Origin of the sequence: Bradyrhizobium sp. AC87j1, from assembly GCF_002936975.1 — a bacterium.
GTDB lineage: Bacteria > Pseudomonadota > Alphaproteobacteria > Rhizobiales > Xanthobacteraceae > Bradyrhizobium > Bradyrhizobium shewense.
Genome location: NZ_PTFE01000093.1, coordinates 1 through 15,986, shown reverse-complemented (window position 1 = coordinate 15,986; position 15,986 = coordinate 1). Strand labels below are relative to the sequence as shown.

Genomic DNA, 15,986 nt, shown 5'->3' with positions numbered 1-15,986 from the left:
TTGGTCGGCGCGCCCCTATATCCCTCATCCTTCGCCCGACTCACCCCGGTTCGCGCTACACAGGCCCATGCGCTTCACACCCCAATTCCTCGACGAGCTTCGTGCCCGGCTTTCGGTCTCCGAGGTCGTGGGCAAGCGCGTCAAGCTGAAGAAGGCCGGGCGGGAGTGGAAGGGGCTGTCGCCATTCCAGCAGGAGAAGACGCCGTCCTTCTACGTCAACGACCAGAAGGGTTTTTACCACGACTTCTCCTCCGGCAAGCACGGCGACATCATCTCTTTCGTGATGGAGACCGACGGGCTGCCGTTTGCGGAGGCCGTCGAGCGGCTCGCCAGCATGGCGGGCCTGGCGCTGCCAGCGGTGACGCCGGATGCGGCGCGGCAGGAGCAGCGCCGCCGCACGCTGCATGATGTCATGGATCTCGCCGCGACCTATTTCGCGGAGACGCTGGCCTCGCGCGTCGGCGCCAAGGCGCGCGGCTATCTCGCTGACCGCGCGATTTCGCCGGCGACGCAATTGCAGTTCCGCCTCGGCTATGCCTCGCCCGATCGCTTCGCGCTGAAGGAGCATCTCGGCAAGCTCGGTATCTCCGTCGACGACATGGTCGAGACCGGCCTGCTGGTGGCCGGCAACGATATTCCCGTGCCGTATGACCGCTTCCGCGATCGCGTGATGTTCCCGATCACCGATCTGCGCGGCCGCGTCATCGCCTTCGGCGGGCGCGCGCTGGAGAAGGACGTTCCGGCAAAGTACCTGAACTCGCCGGAGACGCCGCTCTTCCACAAGGGCGACAATCTCTACAACCATCAGACCGCGCGCAAGGCCACCCATGACGGCAGCGCGCTGATCGTGGTCGAAGGCTATGTCGACGTCATCGCCATGGTCACCGCGGGCTTTGCGGGCGCTGTCGCGCCGCTCGGCACCGCGCTCACCGAAAGCCAGTTGGCGCTGCTCTGGAAGATGGCGGACGAGCCGATCCTCTGCTTCGACGGCGACCGTGCCGGCCAGAAGGCGGCTTATCGTGCTGCTGATCTCGCGCTGCCATTCCTCGCGCCCGGAAAGAGTCTTCGTTTCGCGCTGCTGCCGGAAGGCCAGGATCCCGACGATCTCGCGCGCTCCGGCGGCCGCGGTGCCATCGAGGAAGTCATCGCGGCGGCGAAGCCGCTTGCCGAGATGATCTGGTCGCGCGAGCTCGAAGGCGGCAACTTTGCCACCCCCGAGCGCCGCGCCGCGCTGGAGGCGCGCATCAAGGAGCTCGCGAACGGCATCCGCGACGAGGTGGTGCGGCGCTATTACCGCGATGATTTTGCCGAGCGGCTTCGGCGCACTTTCGCGCCTGAGGGTGGCCGCGGCGGCTTTGCCGGCCGGGGCAATTTCCAAGGCAATTTTCAAGGCAATTCCGGCCGCCAATTCCAGCCCCGGGCTGCCGGAGGCGCGAATCGATTCGGCGGCCAGGGATTCGGTGGCGGCCGCCGCGGCCCGCCCGGTCCCATCCCGCTACCCTCCGGTCCCTACCAGGCGGCGAGCCCGCAGCTGGCGGCCAGCCCGATCATGCGCGGCCAGCGCAGCGCCATCTCCCGCCGGGAGGCCCTGATCCTGCAATGCCTGATCAACCACCCCTGGCTGCTGCACGATCACCTCGAGGAGGTCGCGGCCCTGGAGCTGGCCCATCCTGAGGCCCACAAGCTCAGGGCCGGCATCATCGCCGCCTTTGCCAACGACCACCACCACTCCGCGGACCCCGGCGAGCAGGCCGAAAAGATGCGCGGCGATCTCGCCAAAGGCGGATTTTCGCAAGTCCTTCAAAGGGTTGAGAACGGCATCACGACTGCGGCGGTGTGGGGCGCCCGCGAAGGTGCCGCCCCCGACGATGTTCTCGCCACCTGGCATCAGCTCGTTGCCTTGCATCGGCAATGGCATTCACTACTTAGAGAGCTGAAAGACGCCGAGCTGGCCTTGGGGGAGGACCCCAGCGAGGCCAATTTGGCGTGGCTGCGTGACGTCAAGGCCCGGATGGCCGAGGTCGACGGCACCGAAGCCCTGATCGAGGGTTTTGGCGAGCTGTCGGGTCGGTTCCAGAAGAGCGTGTGATGAAAGAATCATGCGGACGGCTGGGGCCGGAACCGCTAAAAGACTCGCCAAATCCAAGGTTTGGCGGCAAAAACAGGGTTAATCGAGGCTTAACGGTCTTGTAGCACTTTGGCCACCAGGCGGCCGCAGGCAGAACAGACGCGTCAGGAATGAATCCGCGCATTGCTGTTGGCACTACACCTGCATCCGCTGCGACAAAGAGGCTGACGAAGCGTTAGGCATTTCCGGCGAGAGAGAGTTGGGGGTGGCGAGAGATATGTGCGCCGCCCTTTCCGTGTCGAGAGCTGCCGAAGCGAGAGCGTCGGGCAACAGGTTCATGTGAATTCAGGCAGACGCGGCGAGCCGACTGCATTGAAGCGCGTTTAGGAGCAATGGATGGCCACCAAGGCAAAGACGCTGCAGGCGAAGGACAAGGAAAAAGACGACAAGGCAGCGGACGCGCCGGAGAAGGATTCCCAGGACGCGCCCTCGCCGTTGCTCGACCTGTCCGACGCCGCTGTAAAGAAGATGATCAAGCAGGCCAAGAAGCGCGGCTTCGTGACCTTCGATCAGCTCAACGAAGTCTTGCCGTCCGACCAGACCTCGCCCGAACAGATCGAGGACATCATGTCGATGCTCTCGGACATGGGCATCAACGTCACCGAAGCCGACGATAGCGAAGGCGAGGAGGACAAGGACGAGGGCGGCGAGGACGAGACCGACAACGAGCTCGTCGAGGTCACCCAGAAGGCCGTCACCGAGGTCAAGAAGAGCGAGCCGGGCGAGCGCACCGACGATCCCGTGCGCATGTATCTGCGCGAGATGGGCACGGTCGAGCTGCTCTCCCGCGAAGGCGAAATCGCCATCGCCAAGCGCATCGAGGCCGGCCGCGAGGCGATGATCGCAGGGCTGTGCGAAAGCCCGCTGACCTTCCAGGCCATCATCATCTGGCGCGACGAGCTCAACGAAGGGAAGATCTTCCTCCGCGACATCATCGATCTCGAAGCCACCTATGCCGGCCCCGACGCCAAGGCCGGCATGAACAATGCGATGATATCAGGTCCCACCGGCGAGAACGGTGAAGCGCCCGCCGAGGGTGGCCAGGCCGCCGCGGCGGTCGGCGCCCCCGCGCATGTCGCTCCGCCCGCCGCGCCGCCGTCGCCGACCCCGTTCCGTGCCGCACCTGCGCCGGGCGGCACGGAAGCCGGCGAGGAGAAGGATCCGGGCGAGGCCGCGGCCGAGTCCGACATGGACGACGACGAGTTCGAGAACCAGATGTCGCTCGCGGCCATCGAGGCCGAGCTCAAGCCGAAGGTGGTCGAGATCTTCGACAAGATCGCCGACAGCTACAAGAAGCTGCGCAAGCTTCAGGAGCAGGACATCCAGAACCAGCTTCAGAACGAGTCGCTCTCGCCGCACCAGGAGCGCAAGTACAAGAAGCTGAAGGACGAGATCATCGTCGAGGTGAAGTCGCTGCGCCTCAACCAGGCGCGTATCGACTCACTCGTCGAGCAGCTCTACGACATCAACAAGCGCCTCGTCTCGCATGAGGGCCGCCTGATGCGCCTTGCCGACAGCCACGGCGTCGCGCGCGAGGACTTTTTGCGCAACTACACCGGCTCGGAGCTCGATCCGCGCTGGCTCAACCGCGTCTCGAAGCTCTCGGCCAAGGGCTGGAAGAACTTCGTCCATCACGAGAAGGACCGCATCAAGGACCTCCGTCACGAGGTGCATCAGCTTGCCGCGCTGACCGGCCTCGAGATCGTCGAGTTCCGCAAGATCGTGCACTCCGTGCAGAAGGGCGAGCGCGAAGCACGCCAGGCCAAGAAGGAGATGGTGGAAGCCAACCTCCGTCTCGTGATCTCGATCGCCAAGAAATACACCAACCGCGGCCTGCAATTCCTCGACCTGATCCAGGAAGGCAATATCGGCCTGATGAAGGCGGTCGACAAGTTCGAGTACCGCCGCGGCTACAAGTTCTCGACCTACGCCACGTGGTGGATCCGGCAGGCGATCACGCGCTCGATCGCCGACCAGGCGCGCACCATCCGCATCCCCGTGCACATGATCGAGACGATCAACAAGATCGTGCGCACGAGCCGCCAGATGCTCAACGAGATCGGCCGCGAGCCGACCCCGGAGGAGCTCGCCGAGAAGCTCGGCATGCCGCTGGAGAAGGTACGAAAAGTTCTCAAGATCGCGAAAGAGCCGCTGTCGCTGGAGACCCCGGTCGGTGACGAAGAGGATTCACACCTCGGCGATTTCATCGAGGACAAGAACGCGATCCTCCCGATCGACGCCGCGATCCAGTCCAACCTGCGCGAGACCACCACGCGCGTGCTGGCCTCGCTCACCCCGCGCGAAGAGCGCGTGCTGCGCATGCGCTTCGGCATCGGCATGAACACCGACCACACGCTGGAAGAAGTCGGCCAGCAGTTCTCGGTGACGCGCGAGCGTATCCGCCAGATCGAAGCGAAGGCGCTGCGGAAGCTGAAGCATCCGTCGCGGAGCAGGAAGCTGCGGAGCTTCTTGGATAATTAATCGGGATTGTAATGCCCGGGCCCGACCCGGGCATCCATCGTAACGAAGACGGCGGGCTGAAAAAGCTCGCCGTTTTTCTTTGTGCTGGCGCCTGGATTGCGTCGGATAGTAAATTGCGAAGCGGATGCCGTTGGTTTGCTCATTCCATCTCCGTTGCTCTTCCGCTTTTTTCAAACCCGCCAGCTATGCCCGACTATCACCTCACCGTCTGGTACAACACCTGCTGCCCCGTCTGTGACGGCGGCATCGACTGGCAGCGCAACAAGCTGCTGGCGCTGGCGCGCGCGGGTACGGTTGAGTTCAGGGACATCAACGAGGAGCCAGATGCGCTGGTGCACTTTGGTGCTTCGCTCGACGACATCAGGCGCCGCCTGCACGCGACCGATGAGGCCGGCAGGCTGATCGTCGGTGCGGATGTCGCGATTGCGTTGTGGCGGTTGACGCCGGGGGAGGGCTGGCTTGCTGCGCTGTTCGGCAATCGCGTAGCGCTGCCGGTCACGCGGTTTGTCTATGACCGGTTTGCCGATCTGCTGTTTGCCTGGAATAAGAGGAGCGGGCGCTGGTGAGCGCCTGCTTATGTCGTCTACTTCTTCTTCACCCCGACCCGCTCGATCCGCTTGATCTCGAGCGCCGGCCGGCCGCTCTTCTCCGCGATCTCGCGGTCCTGCTCCATGATGAAGTTGCGCGCGGGTTCGTCGCCGTCGAGGCCGCCGAGCAGCTCTGAGGGCACGCGGCGGTTGGAGCGCTGGGAATCGTCTTCATAGAAGACGTTGAAAAAGGCGAATTCGCCTTTGGGATTGGTTCCGGGTTTTTTGGCCATGGCGGCTTGTCGTCGATTGGAGGGCCGCAGTCAAATGACTTTGGCGATCACCGACGGCAGTCCGACCCCGAACGCGACGGGACTAGATGCGGCTGATCGAAATCCGGCTACGGGGGAGGGGGCAGGCGCCTGCCTGCGATCTGCGGCGGCCCTTCGAGGGACCCTTGCTCAACAACCCTTGTTCGGCCAACGCTTGCCTTAATAAACGGCGGGCCGAAGCCCGCCGTTTATTTTTGGTCTTCAGTGTCGCCCGGGGCTGGCAGGGCGACAACCTAAAATAGAAGGCTATAGAAGGCGCCCTGCGATGGCAAGGCAAATCGTGGCGGCGTTGATGTCGCAGCGAGCGGATCAGATATGCGATGGTCGCGACATGTGGCTTCGATTCACATCGAAGCAATTGTTTAGACCGTCAAACCAATTTGTTCATCTTGCCGGCCCTGGCGATGCAACGCTGTGTCGGAAGGCGCGCCAGCCTGCACCTCTTCCCGCCTGCGTGCAGACAGTGTGATCTCGAGTTGTAAAAGCGAGTTCCATCGCCGCCTCATGTCTCAATGCGCGCGCGTGCGCCGCCCCGTCTCCTGCACCGCCAGCCGCGATCCGTGTCCGCCGCTCTTGCCGCTGTGCTCTTGAAGTCCCTGCGCCATGATCGCGCTGCCCTTCGCGGCCGAGCCGAACGTGATGAGGAAGGATGCCAGCAGCAGCGCGAGCGCGATGCCGGGCGAACTGTCGGCGAAGATCAACTCGCGCAGACGTCCGGGATTGAGCCAGAGCAGACCGCCAACGAGGAGCGTCGCGGCGCAGGCACCGATCGCGAGGTTGATGGCGAGCAGGCGGAACAGGGGGATGCGGAGGAGCGAGGGGCGGGCCGGCTTGTTCTGATGGTCGGGCATGGCTGGTTGCCTCAGACTTTGTCGGGCCCGGGAATGACGAGAGAGCATGTCTGCGGCATCCATCTCACGCCGTCCATGCTGCGATATTGACCCGCATCAAACTCCCGCGCGACGCTTCACGGCGCCACCAGCTCCACACGCCGGTTCAGCGCGCGGCCGGCATCCGTCGCGTTCGAAATCGCGCGCGGCGCAAGGCCGAGCGAGGTGATGATCTCCCGCTCGCTGCCATCTGGGCGGTGGGACAGTTTGATGCGGATCAAGCCTGGCGCTTTCAAGCCTTGTGCTTTCAAGCCTTGCGCTTTGACGCTCGCTGCTTTCCCGGGCATGATCCGCGCGCTGCTTCGCAGCTAGGATTTTTAAGGGGATTGCTCCACATGCTGAGACTGCTTCTCGCCGCCGCGTCCGTCATTTGTCTGGCCGGCGGGTCGGCGCAGGCCGCGCGCTGCGGCGGCGACTTCAACGCTTTCGTCGCCAGCATGGCCCAGGAAGCGCAAGCGGCCGGCGTCTCGGCAAGCGTGACCAACGCGGCGCTCAGCGGCGTGACCCCCGATGGCGCGGTGCTCGCCTTCGACCGGCGCCAGCGCCACACGTTCAACAAGAGTTTTGAGCAGTATGTCTCGACCCGCGTCGGCCCCGGTCGGATCAATGGCGGCCGCGCCTTGCTGCAGCGCCACGCCGCATTGCTCTCGCGCATCGAGCAGCAGTTCGGCGTGCCACGTTATATCCTGGTCGCGATCTGGGGCCTGGAGAGCGATTTCGGCAAGGGCGACATCGGCAAGATGCCGGTGGTCCGCACGCTCGCGACCCTCGCGCATGATTGCCGCCGCACCGATCTATTCCAGGGCGAACTGCTCGCTGCGCTGAAGATCGTGCAGCGCGGCGACCTGCCGCTGCGCGACCTGATCGGTGCCTTTGCCGGCGAGATCGGCCAGACCCAGTTCCTGCCGTCGTCCTACATCAAATACGGCGTCGATTTCGACGGCGACGGCCATGTCGACCTCCGCCACAGCGTCCCCGACGTGCTCGCCTCGACCGCGAATTTGCTCCACACCAGCGGCTTCAAGATGGGCCAGCCCTACGGCGAAGGTACAGCGAATTTCGAAGCGATGCGCGAGTGGAACAGGGCGGTGGTGTATCGTAAGACGATCGGGTATTTCGCCGATCGGCTCGCGGGGCAGTAACCACATACTCAGTCTCGTAGGGTGGGCAAAGGCGCAACGCGCCGTGCCCACGACCTTTGCGTCGTCGTACGAAGTCGTGGGCACGCTTCGCTTTGCCCACCCTACGACAGCCGGGCAGTAAAGGGCGCATCGCTTGTAGGATGGGTAGAGCGAAGCGAAACCCATCGCGCGACCTCCTCGCGGAAACATGATGGGTTTCGCTGCGCTCTACCCATCCTACGAATTCACGTTCCCTTCGCCATCTTCTCCAGCCGCCGCTGCAGTGGCGCCCAATACGTTCCCGGGCGGAAGCGCTGCAACAGGTCCATGAAGCGGGCGTCGTTGCCGATCAGGATGCGGGGCTCGTTCTTCTCGATACCCCTGATGATGCGCAGCGCGGCGTCCTTCGGCGTGGTCCTTGCCGCGGTCTCGAACCGCTCGATCGATTGCGCGCGGCGGGCATTGTCGGTGACGCCGACCCCGGTGCGCGAGTTGCGCGCGATGGCGGTGGCGACGCCGCCGGGATGCACGACCGACAGCCTGATCGGGCTGCCCGCCACCGCGAGCTCGTGCCGCACGCTCTCGGAGAAGCCGCGCACCGCGAATTTCGCCGCCGCGTAAGCCGATTGCCCCGGCGGCGCGATGATGCCGAAGATCGAAGAGAGGTTGACGATGTGCGCCTCCGGTCTCGTCTTCAGATGCGGCAGGAAGGCGCGCGTGCCATGCACCACGCCCCAGAAATTGATGTCGAACAGCCAGTCCATCTGCGCCTGGTCGATCTCCTCGAACGAGCCCATCAGCGCCACGCCGGCATTGTTGACGACGATGCCGAGCGCGGGATGCGCGGAGATCGCCGCATTCGCGAATTGCGCGATGTCGTCGGGTTCGCCGACGTCGACGCGGTGCACGCTGACCTTGCGGCCCGCACCGATCTCGGCCGCGAGCGTCTTCAGCCCGGCCTCGTCGCGATCGGCGAGCGCAAGATCGCAGCCGCGCTGTGCAAGCTCGATCGCCAGCGCGCGGCCGATGCCGCTGGCGGCTCCCGTGATGGCGGCGGCGCCGCGAATCGCTGTCATGATGTTCCCCGTCAAGCCTCTGCTGCGGGAACTATGCTTTACATTTTTTCAGAATGGAACTGAACCGCAGACGCATTGGCTCCTTAACATACGTTACGCAAGCGATCGTTGGGAGATGCCGATGGGACAAGCACAGCCATTTCGCGCAACTGCGCTGATCGTTGAAGACGACGTCATGCAGCGGGAGATGCTGAGCCTGCTGCTGGAGGAGAGCGGCTACCAGGTGATCCAATGCGAAAGCGCCGAGGCCGCCGAGCGCGTCCTCGACAAGAGCGCCGGCGCGCTCTGCCTGATGATGACCGACGTCCAGCTCGCGGGGCCCATGAACGGCGTCGAGCTCGCGCATGTCGCCAAGGACCGCAATCCCAAGCTCGACGTCGTCGTCACCTCCGGCCGTCCGTTGATGCAGCCCTTGCCCGACGGCGCAAAGTTCTGGGCCAAACCCTGGGCGCCGCTCGACGTGCTGCGCGAAGCCGAGCTCGCGCAGCTGGCGTGAGCGTTCTCAACCCGTCATCCCTGCGCAACGGCCAAGCCGTTGCGCAGGGATGACGGATCAAGACTGAAGGCCCAAGGCCCGGCTTCCCCGCCGCGACGCCGGGTGGTAGCGTCCGCCCATGACTTGGTCCTTCCTGCTCACCTCGCTCATCGTCGTCGCGTCCCCCGGCACCGGCGTGCTCTACACGCTGGCTGCGGCGCTGACGCGCGGCTCGCGTGCCAGCCTCGCGGCCGCCTTCGGCTGCACGCTCGGGATCGTGCCGCACATGATGGCGGCGATGCTCGGGCTCGCTGCCGTGCTCCACACCAGCGCGCTCGCCTTTGCCGCGCTGAAATGGGGCGGGGTGCTTTATCTGCTCTACATGTCCTGGCAGGCGCTGCGCGAGAGCGGGGCGTTGGCGGTCGAGGGTGAGATCCGCGAGCGTTCGGTCGGCCGTGTGATCGTGACCGGCTTTCTCATCAACATCCTCAATCCGAAGCTGTCGATCTTCTTCCTCGCCTTCCTGCCGCAGTTCATCGCCGCGGACGAAGCCCATGTGCTGGCGCGCATGCTGGAATTGAGCGGCGCCTTCATGGCGATGACCCTTGCGGTGTTCGTGGTCTACGGCCTCTGCGCCGCCGCGGTGCGCGAGCACGTCATCTCCCGCCCGCGCATCATGGCCTGGCTGCGCCGCAGCTTCGCCGCCGGTTTCGCCGCGCTCGGCGCCAAGCTGGCCTTCGCGGAACGATAGCTTCTTCTTCAGGTCGCTCGTGGCTAGGGCATTTGCGCTTGCCGCCATCCTTCGAGACGCCCGCTTTAGGCGGGCACCTCAGGATGAGGACGGAGTGCGTGGCAGCGGATTCAACGGGCACAGCGCTGCTTAGCCTCATCCTGAGGAGACCGCCGGCGGCGGTCGTCTCGAAGGACGAGGCGTGCGTTCAGGCGCTGCCGCTATTGGCCATTGCTCGGTCGTACGATTGAGAGAGCAAGCCAATAAAAAAGCGGGCCTCGCGCCCGCCACCTTCATACTCTCTCAACGCTGACCCGAAGCCCGGGCGGAGCGAGGCTCCACCCGGGCAAAGAAACAGAAGCCTCGTTACTTCTTCTTCGCCTTCTTGGCCTTCTTCGCCTTCTTCTTCGTCGCCTTCTTCGCTTTCTTAGCCATAGGATCCTCTTAAGGGTTAATGGTGGAACGCGACACGAGGGATGCTCGGCGGAGGGCCAGCCTCGCAACATCCTCGACGACAAACTCAGCAGATTCGCGCCTTCCTGCCCCGTGCTGTCACATCCGTGTCATCGCGTTATCCACAGCTCAGATGCATTTTCGGGTGATTTTGGTGCGTGAATCCGCATCGCGGCATCGAAGCAGCGTCGCCGCCGATATCCCTAACGATCCGACAACGGAGCGCCGCCGTTCATGAATCCAAAACCAAAGGCGCGTTTTGCCGGAACGCGGTGAGACTCCATTAAGCGCGCGGGCCGCATTCTTCTCCGCAAGAAAACGGGGATGGGTCATGGACGGACGGCTGCCAGGGACGGGGGGCGCGACGCTGCGCATGCCGCACGTGTCATGCTGAACGTGCCGACGCTCTGGACCGTCTTCGTCGTCAACTTCCTGGCGCTCGGCGTGATCTGGGCCTACGTGACGCGCTCCTATCCGAAATTCGCCGCCGCGCGGTTCTGGATGGCATCGTCCTTTGTCGGTGCGATCGGCGCGATGACGGCGCTGGTCCGCTTGTTCGTCGCCTCTCCCCTCCCGCTTCTGTTCGGCGCGGCCGGCGTCATCGCCGCGAGCTGCCTCGCCGCGATGGGCATTGAGCGCTTCTATGGCCGGCCGGTCTCGTGGCGCCTGATGACCGTGACGGGAGGCTTGAGCCTTGCCGGCGTCGTGGTCTTCATGGTCGGCTTCGAGCACATGCAGCTGCGCATGCTCAGCTACACGCTCGGTCAGGCCCTGCCGCTGGTGCTGGCGCTGCGCCTGCTGCTGTCGCCGCCGGAAGGGCGCGTCAGCCCGGGCGCGCGGCTGTCCGGCATCGTCATCCTCACCATCATCGCGATCCTCATTGCCCGCACGATCGGCAATTTGCTCGGCCACGATCTCTCGGCGAAGGCCGGCGGCCAGACCCATGCCGTCATGGTGCTGGGGCTGCTGTTCCTGTCGATGACGCTCAATTTCGGCTTCCTGCTGATGGCGATGGACCGGCTGCGGGGCGAGGTCGCCGATCTCGCGCTGCTCGACGATCTCACCGGCGTCGCCAACCGGCGGCATCTGCTGCAGCGCCTGACCGAGGAATGCGCCCGCTCGGAGCGTAGCGGCGCACCGTTCTCGCTGCTGGTGATCGATCTCGACGGCTTCAAGACCATCAACGACACCCACGGCCATGCCGCCGGCGATGCCTGCCTGCAGCACTTCACCCTGATGACGCAGACGCGGCTTCGGCCCGGCGACATGCTGGCCCGCACCGGTGGCGACGAGTTCTGCGTCGTGCTGCCGTCCTCGTCCTTGCGCGAGGCCGCCGCGATCGCCCGGCGCGTGCTCGAGGTCTGCCGTCAGGACGCCGAGGCCTGCATCGGCAGCGAGATCCCGATCGCGATCTCGATCGGCGTCGCGCAGTGGGATCGCGGCATCGGAGAATTCCCGGATCGCCTGATGGCCAATGCCGACCACGCCCTCTATGCCGCCAAGAAGAACGGCAAGAACGATTTTGCCGTCTACGATCCGTCGCCGCCGCTCTCGCCTGAGCCGATCGGCCGGGGCGAGACCGCGCGCCATTTCGCCTGAGGCCATGCTAGGTTTGGTCTCTGTTGGACCCGCATGATGATCGCTCGCCTGCTCGCGGCCGTTCTGGCCGCTTTCTTTCTGATCGCCCCCGCCGCTGCCGAGGATGCCGAGCTCGCAAAGCTCGCGCGCGCCTCCGGCACGCCCGACATTCCCGGCCTGAAGATGGTCTGGCTGGCGCCATGGGGTGACGTCCGGAGCGCAAGACCCTGGCGCAACATCATCGTGCACCAGACCGAGGGGCCGGCGGGCTCGGCGCGCGGCGGGGCGCAAGCGCAAGCGAAGACCCCGACGCGGCGCGGCGTCACCGTGTGGGTGGAGACCGACGGTACGGTCTATTGGGCGGTCGCGGAAAACCTGGTGCCGACCCATGGCGACGGCGCCAACCGCAACGACAACAAGTTCATCGACAACAGCGCGACCTATCGTCAGGTCGTGCGCGACAATTCGATCGGCGTCGAGTTCGCCGGCAATTATCCCGACGTCGCGGCCGGCCCGACCGAGGCGCAGGTCGCTGCGTGGCGCGTGCTCGTTCAGGTCCTGCGCGCGCGCTACGATATCCCGCTCGACCGCGTCTATGCGCACAACTGGATTGACTACAAGGACGCGCGCTATTGCGAAGGCTGCTGGCTCGCGACGCTGGCGAGGATGTGGGGGGAGTGACGGGAGGCGTTAAACTGCCTGCGCCATCCAGCCGAAGAACCGTCGCATCAAACCCGGCCGCTGCGGCAATTCCGGCGGATCATCGACAGCCAGTACGCGTTTGAAGAAGTAATCCAAAAACACCATGTCGTTCGGCTCGGTGACGGTGAATGTCTCCTCGCCAAAGAACACGCTGTAACTGAAGAAGAACGGCCCCATGAGCGGGATCGTCGCGGTCGACGCATAGTCCTTGGAGATCACGAACTCCGACGGCTCCAGCCCATGCTCGCGCATCGCCCGCTCGACCAGCGGCAGCTTGCGCATGAACTGGGGAGAGAAGCCACCGACGGTGGATTGCAGGATGATCGACACGGTGCGTGCCCGCTCTTGTGATGTGATCCGACCATCATGTGTCGGGCGACCCGTCATAGGCGTTCAAGGTGCCCCGCCAGCTTCGCGAAGCTGCCACAGCTCACCCAACAAAAAAGCCGGCGTTGCCGCCGGCTTTTTCTCTTCTCGATCCGCCAATCTCTTACCGCGGAAACGCCCCGCTTAGTGCGCGGCTTCCAGCGCGGCCTGTTCGGCCCTTGCGATCGTGCCCTTGACCGCGGACTGCACCTTCTCGAAGGCGCGGACCTCGATCTGGCGGACGCGCTCGCGCGACACGCTGAACTCGGCAGCGAGGTCTTCCAGCGTCATCGGCTCATCGGCGAGGCGGCGGGCCTCGAAGATGCGGCGTTCGCGCGGGTTGAGCACGCCCATGGCGCCGTTCAGCGCGTCACGGCGTTCGTCATACTCCTCGTGCTCGGCCAGCATGGCTTCCTGGTTGGGCGTATTGTCGACCAGCCAGTCCTGCCATTCGCCGGCTTCGCCGTCGTCGCGGATCGGTGCGTTGAGCGACGCGTCGCCACCGAGGCGGCGGTTCATGTCGATCACGTCCTGATCGGTGACGCCGAGGCGCTTGGCAATTATCTTCACCTGGTCGGGGCGCAGATCGCCCTCGTCCAGCGCGTTGATCTTGCTCTTCGCCTTGCGCAGGTTGAAGAACAGCTTCTTCTGGTTCGCGGTGGTTCCCATCTTCACGAGCGACCAGGAACGCAAAATGTACTCTTGAATCGACGCCTTGATCCACCACATCGCGTAGGTGGCGAGACGGAACCCCTTCTCGGGTTCGAAACGTTTTACCGCCTGCATGAGGCCGACATTGCCTTCCGAGACGACCTCGGAGATCGGCAGGCCGTAGCCGCGATAGCCCATGGCGATCTTGGCCACGAGCCGGAGATGGCTGGTGACGAGCTGGTGCGCCGCGTCGCGATCGTCATGCTCGCGCCAACGCTTGGCGAGCATGTATTCCTGCTGGGGTTCCAGCATCGGGAACTTGCGGATCTCGGCGAGGTAACGGGAAAGGCCGGATTCTCCATTGAGGACCGGCAAAGCAGCGGTACGGGCCATACTGAAGCCCTCCAAAGGTTCAGGCCCCCGATAGCGGCGGGCCAGGCAGACGACCGCTGTGTTAAAGCCGGCCGTAGCTGCGATGTTCCGTTGGTCATTTCCAACGCAAGCGCAATATACCCCATGGGGGGGCAAAAAGGGAAGGATTGCTGACGTCACGACCCCGTGTGTCAGCTATAATCTTTTGTAATGTAACGCTTTTCTTAAAGGGCCTGCGTCATACCGCCGCTTTCAGGGTGCTCTGGAGGAGAAGCAAATCCTCCGGCAAAGGCGCCTCCCAGTGGAGTAATTCTCCGGTCCTCGGGTGCTCCAATACCAGCAAATATGCGTGCAGGGCCTGCCGCCCAAGCGCGGTCAGCGCGACCTGCGACTCGGGACCGAGCTGGTTCGCCTTGGTCTTGAAATGCGGGCCATAGACGGCATCGCCCATCAGGGGATGACCGACATGGGCGAGGTGGACGCGAATCTGGTGGGTGCGCCCCGTCTCGAGCTCGCAGGCCAGCAGCGTCGCGATCGGCTTGCCGTCGCGTCCGTTAAAACTCTCCAATATCTCCCAATGCGTCACCGCCTCGCGGCCGCCCTGGCGCACCGCCATCTTCTCGCGCGCATGCGGATGGCGGTCGATCGGCGCGTCGACGGTGCCGCGATGGCGGCTAGGGACGCCCCAGGCAAAGGCCATATAGCCGCGGCGCATCGCACCGGTGCGGCCGTGGTCGGCGAATTGCGCGGTCAGCGAGGCATGGGCGAGGTCGTTCTTGGCAACCACCATCAGCCCTGTCGTGTCCTTGTCGAGCCGGTGCACGATGCCGGGCCGGCGCACCCCGCCGATGCCCGACAGCGAAGAGCCGCAATGGGCGATCAGCGCGTTCACCAGCGTGCCGGTCTCGTGGCCGGCCGCGGGGTGCACCACCAGCCCCTTCGGCTTGTTGAGGACGACGATGTCATCGTCCTCGAACACGATATCGAGGGCGATATCCTCCCCCTTCGGCTCCGGCGGGGCCGCTTCCGGCACGTCGATTGTGATCGTATCGCCGGATGTGACGTGATAAGCGGGGTCGCGGACCGCGGAGGCCTTCAGGCTCACCGCGCCCGCCAGGATCAGGGCTTTCAGCCTCGATCGCGACAGGTCGGTGAGGTGTGCCGCCAGCACGCGGTCGAGCCGGGCCGAGCCCTCGTTGCCGTCGACGACAACCTCCAACCTTTGCGCAGAGCCAAAATTTTCCATGACGACGACTGATACCGCTGTTCCCGAACCGAGCCCCGAGCAGGCCGCGCTGTTCGCGCGGGTGCGGCGGATGATGCTGATCGCGGGGTTGACCACGGCGCTGGCGATCTGCGCCGTGCTGATCGCGGTGGGCTACCGCCTTTTCAAGTCCGAGGGAAGGGCGGCCGAGGCGGCCAGCGACGTCACCGCCATCCTGCCGAAGGGCGCCAAAATCGTCTCCACCGGCCTCGCCGGCGACCGCCTCGTGGTCAGCCTGGATGTCGGCGGTGTCATCGAGATCCGCACCTTCGACGCCCACACGCTCAAGCCGGCCGGACGGCTGAAATTCGCCAATGAGCCGTAAAAGGCTCCTCGGGGTCCTTGCGGCGGACAAATTTCGAGGCTATTGGCTAGCCCTCACGCTCCCTTCGTCTAGCGGTTAGGACGCGGCCCTCTCAAGGCTGAAACAGGGGTTCGATTCCCCTAGGGAGCGCCAAATCCGCGATATTCCTCGACTTTTTGCTGCGCCCCCATCCGACGGCGGCCCCGTCCGGCCGGGCGGTCTCGCTTGGTCATAGGTTGCGCGCCGCAGCGTCGACGCTGATGCTGATGAAGCGATCGAGTGAACCCGCCCTAACATTCACTCCGGCGCAAAGTAAGCCACATCGCGCCGTCGCTTCTGTGCCGCGCGATGGTTGCATGACGAGCGCGTGGCTCGGGCTCCCCGCAACGCCTGTTTGAGCGGCGATCGCGAGAAGAGCCCTGGCCGCAAGTCCTGGCCGCAAGTCCTGGCCGCAAGTCCTGGCCGCAAGTCCTGGCCGCAAGTCCTGGCCGCAAGTCCTGGCCGCAAGTCCTGGCCGCAAGTCCTGGCCGCAAGTC

The 15,986-nt window shown here is 64.7% G+C and carries 16 protein-coding genes and 1 tRNA gene; 10 read left to right on the top strand and 7 right to left on the bottom strand.

The annotated features are described in order from the left end of the window. Window positions 1-67: 67 nt before the first annotated feature. The 3 genes from dnaG (at window position 68) to CV770_RS32880 (ending at window position 5,175) form a co-directional block, all read left to right on the top strand. Window positions 68-2,089, top strand: coding sequence for a DNA primase (gene dnaG / locus CV770_RS32890; protein ID WP_104465312.1), 2,022 nt, complete (start codon window positions 68-70; stop codon window positions 2,087-2,089). Between the two features lie 375 nt (window positions 2,090-2,464). Then, on the top strand, window positions 2,465-4,609 hold the full coding sequence (rpoD, locus tag CV770_RS32885) for an RNA polymerase sigma factor RpoD (RefSeq protein ID WP_104465311.1): 2,145 nt from the start codon (window positions 2,465-2,467) through the stop codon (window positions 4,607-4,609). Between the two features lie 185 nt (window positions 4,610-4,794). After that, complete coding sequence (locus CV770_RS32880; RefSeq protein ID WP_104465310.1) at window positions 4,795-5,175, top strand: thiol-disulfide oxidoreductase DCC family protein; 381 nt, start codon at window positions 4,795-4,797, stop codon at window positions 5,173-5,175. 17 nt (window positions 5,176-5,192) lie between these two features. Here CV770_RS32880 and CV770_RS32875 read toward each other — a convergent pair whose 3' ends face one another. The 3 genes from CV770_RS32875 to CV770_RS42250 all read right to left on the bottom strand — a co-directional run bounded on the left by CV770_RS32875 (window position 5,193) and on the right by CV770_RS42250 (window position 6,579). Next, entirely contained in the window at window positions 5,193-5,429 is a 237-nt protein-coding gene (locus tag CV770_RS32875) for a hypothetical protein (RefSeq protein ID WP_028140470.1), read from the bottom strand. Between the two features lie 548 nt (window positions 5,430-5,977). Continuing rightward, window positions 5,978-6,319, bottom strand: coding sequence for a hypothetical protein (locus CV770_RS32870; RefSeq protein WP_104465309.1), 342 nt, complete (start codon window positions 6,317-6,319; stop codon window positions 5,978-5,980). A gap of 116 nt (window positions 6,320-6,435) precedes the next feature. Further along, window positions 6,436-6,579: a hypothetical protein gene (locus tag CV770_RS42250; RefSeq protein ID WP_161500053.1), complete on the bottom strand. Its 144-nt coding sequence runs from the start codon at window positions 6,577-6,579 to the stop codon at window positions 6,436-6,438. Between the two features lie 114 nt (window positions 6,580-6,693). Between CV770_RS42250 and CV770_RS32860 the strand changes: the two genes are divergently transcribed. After that, window positions 6,694-7,500 carry a lytic murein transglycosylase gene (locus CV770_RS32860; protein ID WP_104465307.1) on the top strand — a complete coding sequence of 269 codons (807 nt, stop codon included), beginning with the start codon at window positions 6,694-6,696 and terminating at the stop codon, window positions 7,498-7,500. A 224-nt stretch (window positions 7,501-7,724) separates the two neighbouring features. On the opposite strand, the gene CV770_RS32855 is transcribed toward CV770_RS32860, so the two are convergent. Beyond that, entirely contained in the window at window positions 7,725-8,555 is an 831-nt protein-coding gene (locus CV770_RS32855; RefSeq protein ID WP_104465324.1) for an SDR family NAD(P)-dependent oxidoreductase, read from the bottom strand. A gap of 121 nt (window positions 8,556-8,676) precedes the next feature. Here CV770_RS32855 and CV770_RS32850 point away from each other — a divergent pair, with 121 nt between their 5' ends. From CV770_RS32850 to CV770_RS32835, 4 genes are all read left to right on the top strand, one after another. Then, the gene (locus CV770_RS32850) at window positions 8,677-9,051 is read left to right on the top strand and encodes a response regulator (protein WP_091958235.1); all 375 of its coding nucleotides are present in this window, start codon (window positions 8,677-8,679) and stop codon (window positions 9,049-9,051) included. A 118-nt stretch (window positions 9,052-9,169) separates the two neighbouring features. Continuing rightward, window positions 9,170-9,781, top strand: coding sequence for a LysE family translocator (locus CV770_RS32845; RefSeq protein ID WP_104465306.1), 612 nt, complete (start codon window positions 9,170-9,172; stop codon window positions 9,779-9,781). Between the two features lie 819 nt (window positions 9,782-10,600). Beyond that, on the top strand, window positions 10,601-11,812 hold the full coding sequence (locus CV770_RS32840) for a GGDEF domain-containing protein (RefSeq protein WP_201760149.1): 1,212 nt from the start codon (window positions 10,601-10,603) through the stop codon (window positions 11,810-11,812). Between the two features lie 33 nt (window positions 11,813-11,845). Then, window positions 11,846-12,472: a peptidoglycan recognition protein family protein gene (locus CV770_RS32835; RefSeq protein WP_104465304.1), complete on the top strand. Its 627-nt coding sequence runs from the start codon at window positions 11,846-11,848 to the stop codon at window positions 12,470-12,472. A gap of 9 nt (window positions 12,473-12,481) precedes the next feature. Here the strand turns inward: CV770_RS32835 and CV770_RS32830 are convergent, their stop codons facing one another. The 3 genes from CV770_RS32830 to CV770_RS32820 all read right to left on the bottom strand — a co-directional run bounded on the left by CV770_RS32830 (window position 12,482) and on the right by CV770_RS32820 (window position 15,128). Next, window positions 12,482-12,823: a hypothetical protein gene (locus CV770_RS32830; protein ID WP_104465303.1), complete on the bottom strand. Its 342-nt coding sequence runs from the start codon at window positions 12,821-12,823 to the stop codon at window positions 12,482-12,484. Between the two features lie 180 nt (window positions 12,824-13,003). Beyond that, a complete protein-coding gene (gene rpoH / locus CV770_RS32825; RefSeq protein WP_104465302.1) occupies window positions 13,004-13,903 on the bottom strand; it encodes an RNA polymerase sigma factor RpoH in 900 nt (299 codons plus the stop codon). 217 nt (window positions 13,904-14,120) lie between these two features. Then, window positions 14,121-15,128, bottom strand: a complete 1,008-nt coding sequence (locus tag CV770_RS32820; RefSeq protein ID WP_091958217.1) for an RluA family pseudouridine synthase — start codon at window positions 15,126-15,128, stop codon at window positions 14,121-14,123. Here CV770_RS32820 and CV770_RS32815 point away from each other — a divergent pair. Together CV770_RS32815 and CV770_RS32810 are read left to right on the top strand one after the other, a co-directional pair. Continuing rightward, a complete protein-coding gene (locus CV770_RS32815; RefSeq protein WP_028140457.1) occupies window positions 15,127-15,471 on the top strand; it encodes a hypothetical protein in 345 nt (114 codons plus the stop codon). The genes CV770_RS32820 and CV770_RS32815 overlap by 2 nt on opposite strands. Before the next feature lie 57 nt (window positions 15,472-15,528). Next, window positions 15,529-15,603: transfer RNA gene (locus CV770_RS32810), tRNA-Glu, on the top strand. The last annotated feature ends 383 nt before the right edge of the window (window positions 15,604-15,986 follow it).